The following is a 14,106-nucleotide window of genomic DNA, read 5'->3' as shown; positions in this document are numbered from 1 at the left end:
CGTCCCGCGAGCGCGCCGATCGCGTACCGGAACAGGTCCGGCGCGTCGGAGGCGGAGCCGGGCACCGGACGTCGCGGGACCGGCTGTCCCGGGCACCCGGTGGCCGTAAGATCTAGTGATCTCATGGGGGGTGGTCATGGGCAGACAGCGTCCCGGCACACCGACGCTGGAGGAGGTGGCCGCGCTCGCCGGTGTGGGGCGGGGCACCGTCTCCCGGGTGATCAACGACGCGGCGGGCGTGAAGGATTCGACGCGCCGGGCCGTGCAGCGCGCCATCGCCGAGCTGGGGTACGTGCCCAATCTGGCGGCCCGCTCGCTGGCGGGGCGGCGCGCCGACGCCGTCGCGCTGGTCATGACGGAGCCGGACTGGCGGCAGTTCGGTGAGCCGTTCTTCTCGGAGATCGTCCGGTCCGTCGGCGACGCGCTGACCGACACCAAGGTGCAGCTCCTGCTCACCCTGGTCCGCACGGACGCCGAACGGCAGCGGCTCGTGGAGTACGCGCGCGGCGGCCGGGTCGACGGCGTGATGCTGATGTCCGTGCACGCCGAGGACGCGCTGCCCGACATGCTGGCCGACGTGGGGCTGCCCACCGTCCTGCTGGGGCGCCGTTCGGGCGAGGAGAGCGTGACCTACGTCGACGCGGACAACGCCGGCGGCGCCCGCAGCGCGGTGGCGCACCTGCTGGGCCTCGGACGCCGCTCGATCGCGACCATCACCGGGCCGCTCGACATGTACGTGGCCCAGTGCCGGTTGCGCGGTTACCGCGAGGCGCTGGAACGGGCGGGCACCGAAAGCAGGTCCTCCTGGACCGTCGAGGGGGACTTCTCGGCGGACAGCGGGCGCCGGGCGATGGCCGAACTCATCGAGCGCGCCCCGGAGATCGACAGTGTGTTCGCCGCGTCGGACACCATGGCCGCGGGCGCGCTCGACGCCCTGCGCGCGGCGGGGCGCCGGGTGCCGGAGGACGTCGCGGTGATCGGGTTCGACGACTTCCCGCTCGCCCAGCACACCGAACCGAAGCTGACGACGGTGCGCCAGCCGCTGGAGGAGATCGGCCGGACGATGGTGCGGCTGCTCCTGGAGGACATGGAGGAGCCGGAGGTGGCCTGGCGGCACGTGATCCTCCGTACGGAACTGGTGCTGCGCGACTCCGCCTGACCCCTCCCTCCCCCGCCTCCCTCCACCTCCTCGACCGTCTCGTCCGGCACGCCGTCATCGAATGTTTCGGGAGCGCTCCCGAAGCGGACGACCCCTGGGGATCCCCCCGCCGACCTGCGGCTTCGAAATGAATTCGACGATTTCCCGCGCACAGTCTTGTCAGGGGCATGCGCAGCTCCTACAGTCCCGTTCCGAAACACCACTGGGAGCGCTCCCATCAATGGGGAGAGGGGAGCGCTCCCGCCGATCGCCCCCCACACCCTCTCGGAGAGGTCCCCGCATGCGACGGTTACCGCACCACACCCGGGCCCTGCGCGGCCTGTTCGCGACGCTCCTCACCGCTCTCGCCGTGGTCGCGGCGCTGGTGACCGGGACGGCGCCGGCCCAGGCCGACACCACGATCTGCGAGCAGTACGGATCGACCACCGTCCAGGGGCGCTACGTCGTCCAGAACAACCGCTGGGGCACCAGCGCCACCCAGTGCGTCACCGCCACGGACACCGGTTTCCGCCTCACCCGGGCCGACGGCTCGGTGCCGACCGACGGGGCGCCGAAGTCGTACCCGTCGGTCTTCAACGGCTGTCACTACACCAACTGCTCGCCGGGAACCGCCCTCCCCGCGCGGATCAGCGGCATCTCCAGTGCTCCCAGCAGCATCTCGTACGGCTACGTCAACGACGCCGTGTACAACGCCTCGTACGACATCTGGCTGGACCCGACGCCCCGGACCGACGGCGTGAACCGGACCGAGATCATGATCTGGCTGAACAAGGTCGGCCCGATCCAGCCGATCGGCTCCCAGGTCGGCACGGCCACCGTGGCCGGGCGCACCTGGCAGGTGTGGTCGGGCGGCAACGGCTCCAACGACGTGCTGTCCTTCGTCGCACCGTCGGCGATCAGCAGCTGGAGCTTCGACGTCATGGACTTCGTCCGGGAGACCGTCGCGCGCGGGATGGCGCAGAACGACTGGTACCTGACGAGCGTCCAGGCGGGCTTCGAGCCCTGGCAGAACGGTGCGGGGCTCGCGGTGAACTCCTTCTCCTCCACCATCGAGACCGGCGGCAGCGGCCCGGGCGGGCCCGGTGGCCCGGCGGCGTGCACGGTGTCGTACGCCCCGAACGTCTGGCCGGGCGGTTTCACCGCGAACGTCACCGTGAAGAACACCGGTCCGTCCGCCGTCGACGGCTGGCAGCTCGCCTTCACCCTGCCCTCCGGGCAGCGCGTCACCCAAGCCTGGAACGCGTCCGTCACTCCCTCCTCGGGCGCGGTCACGGCGAGCGGACCCGGCGGCGGCGCGCGGATCGAGCCCGGCGGCAGCCAGAGCTTCGGCTTCCAGGGAACCTACAGCGGCACCTTCGCCCAGCCGAACGGCTTCAGCCTGAACGGCACCGCCTGCACGGCCACGTGACGCGAGCGGCGGGCCGCGCACCCGCCGTGTCCCCCGGCCCGGGGCCCGCTCTTCCTCCCTGCTTCGGCAGGGCGGGCCCCGGGGCCCGCTCCCCCGAGCCCCCCGCCCCTCCGGTCGACGCACCTCCCCGGAGGGGCGGGGTCTCCACCTTCCGTCGCTGTCCGACCCATCCACCACCGGCACAGGAGATCCCATGGCCTTACGACGGAGATTCGTCTCCTTGGCAGCAGTGCTGGCCACCCTCCTCGGAGGGCTCGGCCTGAGCTTCCTCTGGCAGAACGACGCGCAGGCGCACGGCGTGGCGATGATGCCCGGATCACGTACCTACCTCTGCCAGCTGGACGCCGTCACCGGCACCGGCGGACTGGACCCGACCAACCCGGCGTGCCGGGACGCGCTGAACCGGAGCGGCTCGTCGGCGCTGTACAACTGGTTCGCCGTCCTCGACTCCAAGGCGGCGGGGCGGGGCGCCGGCTACGTCCCGGACGGCACGCTCTGCAGCGCCGGCGACCGGTCCCCGTACGACTTCTCCGCCTACAACGCGGCCCGCGCGGACTGGCCCCGGACCCATCTGACGTCCGGGGCGACGATCAAGGTGAAGTACAGCAACTGGGCCGCGCACCCCGGTGACTTCCGGGTCTACCTCACCAAGCCCGGCTGGTCGCCCGCATCGCAGCTGGGCTGGAACGACCTGGAACTCATCCAGACCGTCACCAACCCGCCCCAGCAGGGCTCGCCGGGCACCAACGGCGGCCACTACCACTGGGACCTGAAGCTGCCCTCCGGGCGCTCCGGCAACGCGCTGATCTTCATGCAGTGGGTGCGTTCGGACAGCCAGGAGAACTTCTTCTCCTGCTCCGACGTCGTCTTCGACGGCGGCAACGGCGAGGTGACCGGCATCCGGAACTCGGGCGGCACGCCGACCCCGGACCCGACCCCGGACCCGACGGACCCGCCGACGCACACCGGTTCCTGCATGGCCGTCTACACCGTGGTGAACTCCTGGAACGGCGGCTTCCAGGGCTCCGTCGAGGTGATGAACCACGGGACCTCGCCGCTGAACGGCTGGGCCGTGCAGTGGAAGCCGGGTTCCGGCACCAGGATCGGCAGCGCGTGGAACGGCTCATCGACCACCGGCTCCGACGGCACGGTGACGGTGCGGAACGTCGATCACAACCGTGTGATCAATCCTGAGGGAAGCGTGACGTTCGGCTTCACGGCCACCTCGTCGGGCAACGACTTCCCGGTGGGCACGATCGGCTGCGTGACACCGTAGCCGTCCCGGACCGGGCGGCACCGGCGGAAATCCCCTACCGGTGGCGCCCGGAAAGGGCCGAGACTCCTCCCATGGCTGACATGGAGTTGTTCCGGGACGCGGTCACCGCGTGGGCGGCCGGTGGTCCCGGTGACCCCGCGCACGAGTGGGCGGCGCGGCTCGGCGTCCGGGCGGTGGTCCTGCTCGAAGGGCTGAGCGACGCCGCGGCGGTCGACGCGCTGGCCGCTGGCCGCGGCCGGGACCTGGCGGCCGAAGGGATCTGCGTGCTGCCGATGGGAGGCGCGATGAACATCGGGCGCTTCGCCCGCCTTCTCGGGCCGCCCGGCCTGGGCCTGCGCCTCACGGGACTGTGCGACGAGAACGAACGCGTTTATTACGCGCGCGGGTTGGAGCGGGCCGGTGTCGCACGGCAGGAGTTCTTCGTCTGTGCCGCGGACCTGGAGGACGAGCTCATCCGCGCGCTGGGGGTGAAGCGGGTGGAGGAACTGGTCCGGGCGGAGGGCGACCTGCGTCCCCTGCGGACCTTCCTGAGCCAGCCCGCCCAGCGGGGACGCGCCTCGCAGCAGCAGTTGCGGCGCTTCCTCGGCACGAAGAAGGGCCGCAAGATCCACTACGGCCGCGTCCTCGTCGAGGCCCTCCGCCCCGAGCGCGTGCCCGCCCCGCTCGACGGCCTGCTCACCGTCCTGTGACCGGCGGGCGACGGGTCGGGGCGCCCCGGCCGCTCCCGCCGTACGACACCACCGTGCCCGGCGTCGTACGGCGGGAGCGGACCGGCCCGCGGTGCCCGTCGGCACGGGTGGTGCCCCGCACGCCGCCACACGTCACCGGCGGCCCGGCGCCGACCGTGGTGATCGAGTGGTGGGGGCCGGGACGTGCGCGTACGGTCGAACGGTGGACTCCCGAAAGGGCGACCCGGCATGACCAGAAGCAGTCCGCGATCGGCCTCCGCACCGCAGCACGCCGCCCAGGACACCGGCGGCGGCGGGAACACGATGGCGTTGCTGGTCATCGCGTCGTGTCAGCTGATGGTGGTGCTGGACATCACCATCGTGAACATCGCGCTGCCGCACATCCAGCGCTCCCTGGACTTCTCCACCACCGGCCTGTCGTGGGTGGTCAACGCCTACACCCTCACCTTCGGCGGTCTGCTGCTGCTCGGGGGCCGGGCCGGTGACATCCTCGGCAGACGGCGCGTCTTCATCACCGGCGTGCTGCTCTTCGTACTGGCCTCGCTGCTCGGCGGGTTGGCCCAGAACTCCGGTCAACTCCTCGCCGCCCGCGCCCTCCAGGGTGTGGGAGGCGCCATCGCCTCCCCTACCGCCCTCGCCCTGATCAGTACGACGTTCCGTGAAGGGCCGGAGCGCAACCGGGCCTTCGGGGTCTTCGCCGCGGTGTCGGCGGGCGGCGGCGCGATCGGGCTGCTGGCGGGAGGCGTGCTCGTCGAGTGGCTGAACTGGCGGTGGGTGCTCTTCGTCAACGTCCCGATCGGGCTGCTCATCGCCCTCGCCGCACCACGCTGGATCAAGGAGTCGGAACGCCACCCGGGGCACTTCGACGTCACCGGCGCGCTGACCTCCACCGCCGGCATGGTGCTGCTGGTCTACGGGTTCATCAGGGCCGCGCAGGACGGCTGGCGGGACCCGCTCACCCTGGCCTCGTTCGCCGCGGCCGTCCTCGTCCTCGTCGGGTTCGTCCTGGTCGAGAGGAGGTCGAGGCAGCCCATCACCCCGCTGCGCATATTCGCCGACCGCAACCGCGCGGGCACGTACGGCATCATGCTGTGCCTGGCCGCGGCGATGTTCGGCATGTTCTTCTTCCTGACGCTCTTCGTGCAGGACGTGCTGGGCTTCAGTCCCCTGCGGGCCGGACTCGCCTTCCTGCCGGTCAGCGCGGTCATCGCGATCGGCGCCGGGCTGGCCTCGCGGCTCCTGCCCGTGTACGGGCCCAAGCCCTTCATGGTCGGGGGTGGTGTGCTCGCGGCGGCGGGCCTGGGCTGGCTGACGCTGACCGACGTCCACTCCACCTACGCGGGCAGCGTCCTCGGGCCGATGCTGGTCTTCAGCCTCGGCATGGGCATGGAGTTCGTGTCGCTGACGCTGATGGCGCTGTCGGACGTGCCCGTGCGGGAGAGCGGCGCGGCCTCCGGCCTCCTCAACGCCACCCAGCAGGTCGGCGGTTCGCTCGGACTGTCCATCCTGGTCACGGTGTTCGGTACGGCGAGCGGCAACGAGGCGGAGAAACAGGTTCCGCTCTTCCTGCAGCAGGCGACCCCCGCCGAGCGTCTGCGTTTCCAGCGCACCGGGGAGCTGCCACCGCCCTGGGCCGACCAGGTCCTCGCCTCCGGTGTCTCGGCGGCCTTCGTCATGGCGGCGATCTTCGCCGTGCTCGCCGCGCTGATCGCCGTCGTGGCCATCCAGGTCCGCCCTTCCGACCTGCGACGCCTCCAGGGCGGGTGAGCAACGCCGTCGGTGTCCGGTTCAGTGGCCGCGTCGCCGGACCTCCAGGTCCGTGACCACGGGCAGGTGGTCCGACGCCTCCGTCGCCACCGTGCGGGCGCCGGTCACCCGGACGTCGGGTGAGACGGTGACCAGGTCGATGCGCCGGACGGGGTCGATCGCCGGGTACGTCCCGCCGCCGTCGGGGGCGGCGTCCCGCAGCCGCTCCCACAGCGGCGCCAACTCGGGGGCCGTCGTCTCGGCGTTGAAGTCGCCGACGAGGATCCTCGGCCCGCGATCGGCGGCGAGTACGCCGAGCATGTCCGCCACCTGGGCCTCACGGACCGACGGGTCGGCCCGGTGGTCCAAGTGCGTGGTGTAGACGTGCACGTGGGCGCCCCGCACGTCGACCACCACCTCGGCGAAGCCGGGCGCCGGTGCCGGCACCGGATCGGGTGTCTGGGTGGAGAGCCGGGTGATCTCGTGGTTCTCGGCGGCGAGCACCGGGTGGCGGCTCAGCACGGCGACGCCGAACCGCCTCCGCTCGCCGCCCTGGACAACCGGGTCCAGATCGTAGATCGGTGCGAAGAACACCCGCATGCCGAGCTTCTCGGCCAGTGCGCGTGCCTCGTCGGCGAAGTCGCTCCGGGCGCCCCAGTGGACGTCGACCTCCTGGAGGCCGATCACGTCGGCGTGCAGGCCGCGCAGGGCCGCCGCGGTGCGGTCGAGGTCGAAGACCCGGTCCGCACCGGCCCCGGCGTGGATGTTGTACGTCGCCACCCGCAGCGGCACCGCGGGGGCGTGCGCCCCGGGAGCGCCGGCGGCGGCGGCCGGTGCGGCGGCGGCCGGCAGGACGACGGCGAGTAAGGCGGCGGCGCGGACAGGACGTCGGGCTCCGGGCTTCATACCGTCTCCAAGTCGCGTAGAGGCAGGACCGCCACAGTGCGTTCCGCCGGGGCTCCCGTCGATCGTCTCAGCACCGTATCGCCGCCGCTGCGGTCCGGAGTGGAACTGAACACGAGTCGGTCGGGCGGCAGCACGACCGCGTCGGCCCGCCCGCCCACGGCGCGGCCCCGTACCGGCTCGGTGAGGCTCGCCCGGGACGGCGTTCTCGGAGCGGGTCAGCTCTTTCCGGCGCCGCGTTCCACGGGAACGGGCCGGTCCTCCGGCGGGGAGGGGGGCGCCGTGTCGAGTTCCGTGAGCATGGTCTTCGTGAAGCCGAAGCAGTAGGTGGCGAGGAAGCCCGTCACATAACCGACGATCAGGCCGGCGGCGTAGACGGCGGCCGTCCGCCCCGGACCGTGGTCGCCGTCGAGGAGGGGGAACAGTGCCCACCCGGAGGGGCCGATCGCGGTCGAACCGACCTCCGTGCCCAGCTGGTTGAAGAGGCCGACGAACGCGCCGCCGAAGGCTCCGCCCGCGCAGGCGGTGACGAACGGACGCCCCAGGGGGAGGGAGACGCCGTAGATGAGGGGCTCGCCGACGCCGAGGAAGCCGGGCCAGAGCGCGGACTTGACGGTCGCCCGGATCGAGGTGTTGTGCGGCAGCCTGCAGCGGACCGCGATCGCCGCACCGACCTGTCCCGCGCCGGCCATCGCGAGGATCGGCAGCAGGACGGTGAAGCCGTCGCCCTCGATGAGGGTCGTGTGGATGGGGATCAGGGCCTGGTGCAGACCCAGCATGACCAGCGGCAGGAAGAGGCCGCCGAGGAGGAACCCGGCGCCCGCGCCACCGTGGGACAGCAGCCGGTCGGCGGCGTCGCCGATCCAGGTGGACACCTCACCGGCGAGGAACATCAGTGCGAACAGGGTCACCAGTCCGGCCACGAGCACGGTGACGGTGGGCGTCACCAGGACGTCGACGGCCTCGGGGACCCGGCGCCGGCACCACTTCTCCACGTACGCGCCGAGCCACGCGGCGCCCAGAGCGCCGAGCACGCCGCCCTGTCCCGGTGAGAGGTGCCGGCCGAACGCCTCGACGTCGGTCACCCCGGCGTAGACGACGACCGACGCGACGGCACCGCCCAGGACCGGCGTGCCGCCGAACTCCTTGGCCGTGTTGTGGCCGACGAAGACGGCGATCAGCGCCATGAACCCGGACGCCACGGCGGCCAGGGCCGGGGTGACTCCCGGCAGCCAGTGCAGGTTCACCAGCAGGCCGTTCAGGCCGGCGATGACGCCGCAGCCGATGAGCGCGGGAATCAGCGGCACGAAGATGTCCGCGATCCGGCGCAGGAACAGCTTGAACGGCGTGGCGTTCCTCGCCTTCCGCTCGGCCCTGAGCGCCGCCCCCCGCGCGGCGAGCGCCTCGGCCGTCGCGGGGCCGTCCCCGCGGTCCGGGGCGGGGGACGCCGTCACGGCCTCGGCCTTCTCCGCCTCGATCAGGGCCTCGAACTCCGGGGTGACACGCGCCACCGCTCCCGGCCCCAGCACGATCTGGTAGGTGTCGTCCTCGACGACGCCCATGACCGCGGGAAGCGCCTTGAGCCGCTCGTCCTGTACGCGGGACCGGTCGTGCAGCCCCAGCCTGAGACGGGTCATGCAGTGGGCCACCGACGTCACGTTCTCCGCGCCTCCGACCAGGGGGAGGATGGCGGCGGCGGTGGCATGGTGCTTGTTCTCTTCGCTCATGGTGCGGTCGTGCCTTGCTGTGAGGTGGGGCCGGCGCGTCTTTGAAATTTCCTTTCTCCTGATCCACTCGGAACTGAAAGATATTTTCAGCACTCCGGGGCGTCAAGCGTCCGAGAGCCGCGGTGCGCCGGTCGCACGGGGCGGCCGCGGTCTCCCCGGAAGAACGGATGAAACGCTTCCCCCTGACGGGGCGGGGAGGAACAGATCCGGGTCCGCGTCCCGGCGGCCCGCCTTCTCACGCCGGCCCCTGACCGGCCCTCCTCGTCCACACGTCCCCACCCTCGGCGGGAGAGTCGCACAGATCACACCCACTTAAATAGGAATCTGAAATACCAATTAACTAGCATGCTGCTGCGCGCGATCCACCAAGCACATCCGTGCCGATCAAGGAGCCACAGGATGCTCTCCACCCAGTCGATCCCGGTCGTCCGGGCCACGCTGCCCGCCGTCGGGGCCTCCCTCGGCAGCATCACCGAGCTGTTCTACCGCCGCATGTTCGAGGAGCGCCCGGATCTGCTGCGCAGCCTGTTCAACCGGGCGAACCAGGCCAACGGCGCCCAGCGCGAGGCCCTCGCCGGCGCCGTCGCGGCCTTCGCCACCACGCTGGTGGAGCGGCCCGGTGAGCGTCCCGACGCCGTCCTCGGGCGCATCGCCCACAAGCACGCGTCGCTGGGCATCACGCCCGACCAGTACACGCTCGTGGGACGGCATCTGATGGGTGCCGTCGGCGAGGTCCTCGGGGACGCCGTGACCCCCGAGGTGGCGGCCGCCTGGGACGAGGTGTACTGGCTCATGGCCAACGCGCTGATCGCCCTGGAGGCACGGCTGTACGCCGGCGCGGGGGTCGAGAACGGCGCCGTCTGGCAGGACATGGAGATCGCCGAGCGCACCGAGGAGTCGGTCGACGCGGCCTCCTTCGAGCTGCGCCGGCCCGACGGCGGCCCCACCGGGCCGTTCACCCCCGGCCAGTACGTCAGCGTCCAGGTCGAACTCCCCGACGGGGCGAAGCAGATACGCCAGTACAGCCTCTCCACCGCTCCGGGCCGCAAGACCTGGCGGATCACCGTGAAGCGGGAGCGCTCCGCCGACGGCCGGGCGCCCGAGGGAGAGGTGTCGTCCTGGCTCCACGCCCACGCCCGCCCGGGCCACCTCGTGAAGGTCTCCCTGCCCTTCGGCGACCTCGTGCTCCCCGAGGGCGACAGCCCGCTGCTGCTCGCCTCCGCCGGCATCGGCATCACGCCCATGCTGTCGATGCTGGACCACCTGGCCGGGACCTCGGCCGAGCGGCACGTCACCGTCCTGCACGCCGACCGCTCCCCCGCCCACCACGCACACCGTCTGGAGATGGAGGAACTCGTCGGCCGGCTTCCGAACGCCGCACTGCACGTGTGGTACGAGACGCCTCGGGAGCCGGTGCCGCCCCACGTCCACGAGGGCCTGACCGACGTGGCCCGGCTGACGCTGCGGGAGGGCGTCAGCGCGTTCCTGTGCGGCCCGCTGCCCTTCATGCAGGCCGTCCGCGGCGACCTGCTCGCCCAGGGGGTCGGCCCGAAGGACGTCCACTACGAGGTGTTCGGCCCCGACCTCTGGCTCAGCAAGTAGCACCGCCCGAGGGGCGGGCCGCCGTTCGGGCAGTCCGCCCCTCGGCCCACGCGCCGCGGTGGCCGGGTTCCTGACGCCCGGTCGGCGGCCGATGGTGGACTACGATGCCCCGGGTGCCGCCCCGGCCACCGGTAATTTCTCCGACTTCCTTACAAGCAGGGAAAGTTGAGCAGAGCCGGGATCGCGGGCGCCCTCCGGTTCCCCACCATCAGGAAAGATGCGGATGCGGATGCGGATCAAAGATGTGGGCCTGGCGCTCGCCGGCTCCCCCCTGCTCGTCACCCTGGGGCCCAGTACCAGGAGCGCATCTTCACTCCCCTGCGGCTGCGGAACACCTCGTACGTCCATCCGCGGACGACCGTCTCCGGCTCCTACGCCCGCGGTTACCTCCGCCAGGACGACACCACGCTGCCGCTGGTCGACTCCACCGAGCAGACCGTCTCCTGGGCCCAGTCCGCGGGCGCGGTCATCTCCAACGGGAAGGACCTCAACCGCTTCTTCTCCGCGTTGCTGTCCGGGAAGCTCCTGCCGGCCGGGCAGTTGGAGGCCATGATCACCATGGTCCCGGTCACCGCGGACGGAAAGCAGTCCTACGGACTGGGCCTCAGGGCGCGGAAGCTCTCCTGCGGCACCACCGTCTACGGCCACACCGGCACCGTCCAGGGGTACTACACCTACGCCTTCACCACCGGCGACGGCGCCCGCAGCATGACCTCCCTGGCGAACACCTCCAACAACGGCACCGTGAACGCCACCCTCGGCGCCACGCTGGACGCCGCCTTCTGCGGCTCCGGTACGGCCGCCGCCAAGTCCACCGCCCCGGCCCGCGGTTACACCGAGGACATCGCTCCCCAGGTCGCCCGCGGCTGACCCCACCGCCGGCACCCGCACCCGTGCCCCGGCCGGACCGCCGTCCGGCCGGGGCACGGGTGCGTCTCAGCCCGCCGGCTGTTCCTGTTCCCCGCGCGTGCCGACCCGGGCGCGCACCGCCTCGACCGCCTCCCACTGCTCGGTCGGCAGGGCCGCCGGGGACTGGCAGCCGCAGTACTCGCACATGGTGGGGCTCCTCGGGGTGCGGCGGTCAGTTCGGCCGGGGGGCGGGGACCCCACGGGTGGCCCCGCGGCGCACACCGGTCCCGGTGTAGGCCAGGGCCGCCGCGGCGACCAGGGCCAGCAGCGCCAGGCCCACGGCGTAGGAGCCGTACGCGCCGTACAGGGCGCCCATGACCAGCGGCGGCAGGAAGCCGCCGAGGCCGCCGGCCGCGCCGACGACGCCGGTGACCGATCCGACCTTGTTCGCCGGGGCCAGCAGGGCCACGAGGGCGAAGACGGCGCCGCTTCCGGCGCCGAGCGCCGCGGCCATGGCGAGGAACGCGAGGGTGCCGACGGGCGCCAGGCCCGGGGTGAACGACTGGACGAGGGCGCCGGCGACCACCAGGGCCAGCGAACCGGTGAGCACCCGCACCGGTCCGAGGCGGTCCGACAGCCAGCCGCCGACCGGCCGCATGGCCACGGCCAGCAGCACGAAGCCCGCCATCCGGTCGGCCGCGTCCGCCTGGGTGAGGCCGTAGCCGGTCTTCAGGTAGGTGGGCAGGTAGACCGAGAAGGCCACGTAGCCGCCGAAGGCCACCGCGTACAGGGCGGACGCCTGCCAGGTGATGCCCAGCCGGAACGTCGCGGCCAGGCGGCGTGCCGACGGCTCGGTCGGCACGGTGCGTCCGGGGGCGTCGCGCAGCAGCAGGGCGGCGGCCACCGCGTACGCGGCCAGCGCCCCCGCGGTGATCAGGAACGGGCTGGCCATCCCGTGGGCGTCGACCAGCTTGACCGTGGTGAGGGCACTGATCGCGGTGCCGCCCATGCCCGCGCCGAAGACGCCGATGGCCAGGCCCCGGCGTTCGGGCGGGAACCACGCGCTGACGAACGGCACGCCGACGGCGAAGGCGGTGCCGCCGATGCCGAGGAAGAGGCCGCCGGCCAGCAGCGCGGCCAGCGAGGAGTGCCCGGCCAGACCGAGGTAGAGCACGGGCACGATGGTGGCCGCCGAGACCAGCGGGAACATCACCCGCCCGCCGAACCGGTCGGTGAGCGCGCCGACCGGGATACGCCCCAGGGAGCCCACCACGACGGGAACCGCGACCAGCAGCGACTGCTCGAACGACGACAGGCCCAGGGAGTCCTGCAGCCGCGGGGCGAGAGGGCTGAGCAGCGCCCAGGCCCAGAAGTTGAGGGCGAACCCGGCCGTGGCCAGGGCCAGCATCAGCCAGGCCCGGCCGGTCACGGCCGCACCGGGTGCCGGTGCGCGATTCGACTTGCTCGACGGCTGGAGCATGCCGCCCGTCCTCCCTGTTCGCGGTGCGGCCCGGACCAGTCGGCGCCGCGGGGCGCGGGCTGTGTCCCGGCGTCCCGCACTCACTATCGGCAACGGGAGGCGGGCGGCGAGTGGGCCGTCGGTCCTCATCGCCCGGGACCGGCGGTCCCGGGACCGAGGTCCGAACGGCGTGCGGCACCGTCCGGCCGGACCGCGGCGCGCGGGGTGCCCTTCGCCTCGGGGCCGTAGCCGAAGCGGATCAGCACCTGCGGGCGGCACCACCGGGTGCCGGGGACCCGCATCGCCTCCCGCAGGTCCGGCCACTCCATGGCCTGGTGGAGCAGTGAGGTCCGCACCCCGTGCGCGGTGGCCACCAGCAGCGCGCGTTCCAGCGCCTGGCCGGCCGCGAGCCAGTCCCGCGGCCGGTCGCCGACGGTCCACAGCAGGGCGACCTGGGCATGCCGTTCGAACCGCACCCGCGGCCGGCCCGGCAGGGGCGCCCGGCCGGTGAAGTCGCGCATCGGCATGCGTCCGGCAGCGTCCAGCGGGCGGGCGGCGGTGAGCGGTATGCCGTACGGGCTCACCCCGGGCGGGGCGACCCAGGCGCGGCTCTCGGCGGTACGGGCCTCGTCGGTGGCGTTGCGCAGCTCGGCCGCCGACGTCACCCGCAGCAGACGGCGCGTCCGGAGGATGTCCGGGACGTACAGGTGCGCGCCCTCGGCCCGTACGGCGGCGGCCATGTCGGCGACGACCGGTTCGGGCACCGGGCGGCCGGTGAACGGCATCCGGCTGGAATGGCGCCGCTCCACGGCCGGGTACAGGGCGCGGTAGGCGGGCGGGGGGTCCGTGGCGACGGTCAGCTGCACGGTGGCCAGCAGTTCCGGATCGTACGGATCCGGCAGCAGGTGGGGTACGGGCTTCCAGCCCAGGTGGGCGGCCGCGACCCGCAGGTTGAGGACGGCCGAGCCGGCGGACAGGTGCAGGGCGCGTCCGTGCGGGTCGGCCAGCGCCAGGGCCCGGCTGCGGTCGGCGTGGACGGTGACCGCCCGGGTGTCCAGGTCGAAGCCGAAGCGCCAGGGCTGGGTGTTGTGGATCGACGGCGCCGCCACCGCCGCGGCCAGCAGCGTCTCCAGCGCGGTGGCGTCGATCTCCTTGGTCTGCACAGTGGCTCCTCGCTCTCGGGGGAACCTCCGGTGTGGAGGGGTACGGCCCGTGGTCCCCACCCTCCGTCGCCGCGGGGCGGGCGGCGAGGGCCGGGCGGCCCCCCGGCCTCGCCGAGCGGCCCCGG

10 protein-coding genes and 1 pseudogene are annotated in these 14,106 nt (G+C 72.8%); 7 read left to right on the top strand and 4 right to left on the bottom strand.

All coding sequences use genetic code 11. The annotated features are described in order from the left end of the window. Window positions 1–136: 136 nt before the first annotated feature. The 5 genes from ACFY3N_RS15970 (at window position 137) to ACFY3N_RS15950 (ending at window position 6,299) form a co-directional block, all read left to right on the top strand. The gene (locus ACFY3N_RS15970) at window positions 137–1,159 is read left to right on the top strand and encodes a LacI family DNA-binding transcriptional regulator (protein ID WP_390817279.1); all 1,023 of its coding nucleotides are present in this window, start codon (window positions 137–139) and stop codon (window positions 1,157–1,159) included. Window positions 1,160–1,439: 280 nt separating this feature from the next. Then, window positions 1,440–2,567, top strand: a complete 1,128-nt coding sequence (locus ACFY3N_RS15965; protein WP_390817278.1) for a cellulose binding domain-containing protein — start codon at window positions 1,440–1,442, stop codon at window positions 2,565–2,567. Between the two features lie 193 nt (window positions 2,568–2,760). Then, window positions 2,761–3,843: a lytic polysaccharide monooxygenase gene (locus tag ACFY3N_RS15960; protein WP_390817277.1), complete on the top strand. Its 1,083-nt coding sequence runs from the start codon at window positions 2,761–2,763 to the stop codon at window positions 3,841–3,843. A gap of 71 nt (window positions 3,844–3,914) precedes the next feature. Then, complete coding sequence (locus ACFY3N_RS15955; RefSeq protein WP_390817276.1) at window positions 3,915–4,532, top strand: TOPRIM nucleotidyl transferase/hydrolase domain-containing protein; 618 nt, start codon at window positions 3,915–3,917, stop codon at window positions 4,530–4,532. Between the two features lie 303 nt (window positions 4,533–4,835). Beyond that, window positions 4,836–6,299 carry an MFS transporter gene (locus tag ACFY3N_RS15950; RefSeq protein ID WP_390817514.1) on the top strand — a complete coding sequence of 488 codons (1,464 nt, stop codon included), beginning with the start codon at window positions 4,836–4,838 and terminating at the stop codon, window positions 6,297–6,299. 21 nt (window positions 6,300–6,320) lie between these two features. On the opposite strand, the gene ACFY3N_RS15945 is transcribed toward ACFY3N_RS15950, so the two are convergent. Together ACFY3N_RS15945 and ACFY3N_RS15940 are read right to left on the bottom strand one after the other, a co-directional pair. Next, window positions 6,321–7,184, bottom strand: a complete 864-nt coding sequence (locus ACFY3N_RS15945) for an endonuclease/exonuclease/phosphatase family protein (RefSeq protein ID WP_390817275.1) — start codon at window positions 7,182–7,184, stop codon at window positions 6,321–6,323. A gap of 215 nt (window positions 7,185–7,399) precedes the next feature. Then, entirely contained in the window at window positions 7,400–8,908 is a 1,509-nt protein-coding gene (locus tag ACFY3N_RS15940) for a PTS transporter subunit EIIC (RefSeq protein WP_390817274.1), read from the bottom strand. A 399-nt stretch (window positions 8,909–9,307) separates the two neighbouring features. Between ACFY3N_RS15940 and ACFY3N_RS15935 the strand changes: the two genes are divergently transcribed. Together ACFY3N_RS15935 and ACFY3N_RS15930 are read left to right on the top strand one after the other, a co-directional pair. Next, complete coding sequence (locus ACFY3N_RS15935) at window positions 9,308–10,510, top strand: globin domain-containing protein (protein WP_390817273.1); 1,203 nt, start codon at window positions 9,308–9,310, stop codon at window positions 10,508–10,510. Window positions 10,511–10,804: 294 nt separating this feature from the next. Next, window positions 10,805–11,380: pseudogene (locus ACFY3N_RS15930) on the top strand (serine hydrolase); the annotation flags it as partial. Window positions 11,381–11,591: 211 nt separating this feature from the next. Here ACFY3N_RS15930 and ACFY3N_RS15925 read toward each other — a convergent pair. Then, entirely contained in the window at window positions 11,592–12,839 is a 1,248-nt protein-coding gene (locus ACFY3N_RS15925) for an MFS transporter (RefSeq protein ID WP_390817272.1), read from the bottom strand. A 125-nt stretch (window positions 12,840–12,964) separates the two neighbouring features. Continuing rightward, complete coding sequence (locus ACFY3N_RS15920) at window positions 12,965–13,981, bottom strand: Acg family FMN-binding oxidoreductase (protein ID WP_390817271.1); 1,017 nt, start codon at window positions 13,979–13,981, stop codon at window positions 12,965–12,967. Window positions 13,982–14,106: the final 125 nt, after the last annotated feature.

Source organism: Streptomyces sp. NPDC000348, assembly GCF_042898795.1.
Taxonomy (GTDB): domain Bacteria; phylum Actinomycetota; class Actinomycetes; order Streptomycetales; family Streptomycetaceae; genus Streptomyces.
The sequence above is the reverse complement of the archived record's forward strand: the minus strand, read 5'-3'. Positions and strand labels throughout refer to the sequence as shown.

Bases quoted from the DNA above. Each gene is read 5' to 3' on its own strand.
- ACFY3N_RS15960 (WP_390817277.1), top strand. From the start codon at position 2,761: ATGGCCTTACGACGGAGATTCGTCTCCTTGGCAGCAGTGCTGGCCACC.
- ACFY3N_RS15945 (WP_390817275.1), bottom strand. From the start codon at position 7,184: ATGAAGCCCGGAGCCCGACGTCCTGTCCGCGCCGCCGCCTTACTCGCC.
- ACFY3N_RS15950 (WP_390817514.1), top strand. From the start codon at position 4,836: ATGGCGTTGCTGGTCATCGCGTCGTGTCAGCTGATGGTGGTGCTGGAC.
- ACFY3N_RS15955 (WP_390817276.1), top strand. From the start codon at position 3,915: ATGGCTGACATGGAGTTGTTCCGGGACGCGGTCACCGCGTGGGCGGCC.
- ACFY3N_RS15925 (WP_390817272.1), bottom strand. From the start codon at position 12,839: ATGCTCCAGCCGTCGAGCAAGTCGAATCGCGCACCGGCACCCGGTGCG.
- ACFY3N_RS15940 (WP_390817274.1), bottom strand. From the start codon at position 8,908: ATGAGCGAAGAGAACAAGCACCATGCCACCGCCGCCGCCATCCTCCCC.
- ACFY3N_RS15965 (WP_390817278.1), top strand. From the start codon at position 1,440: ATGCGACGGTTACCGCACCACACCCGGGCCCTGCGCGGCCTGTTCGCG.
- ACFY3N_RS15970 (WP_390817279.1), top strand. From the start codon at position 137: ATGGGCAGACAGCGTCCCGGCACACCGACGCTGGAGGAGGTGGCCGCG.
- ACFY3N_RS15935 (WP_390817273.1), top strand. From the start codon at position 9,308: ATGCTCTCCACCCAGTCGATCCCGGTCGTCCGGGCCACGCTGCCCGCC.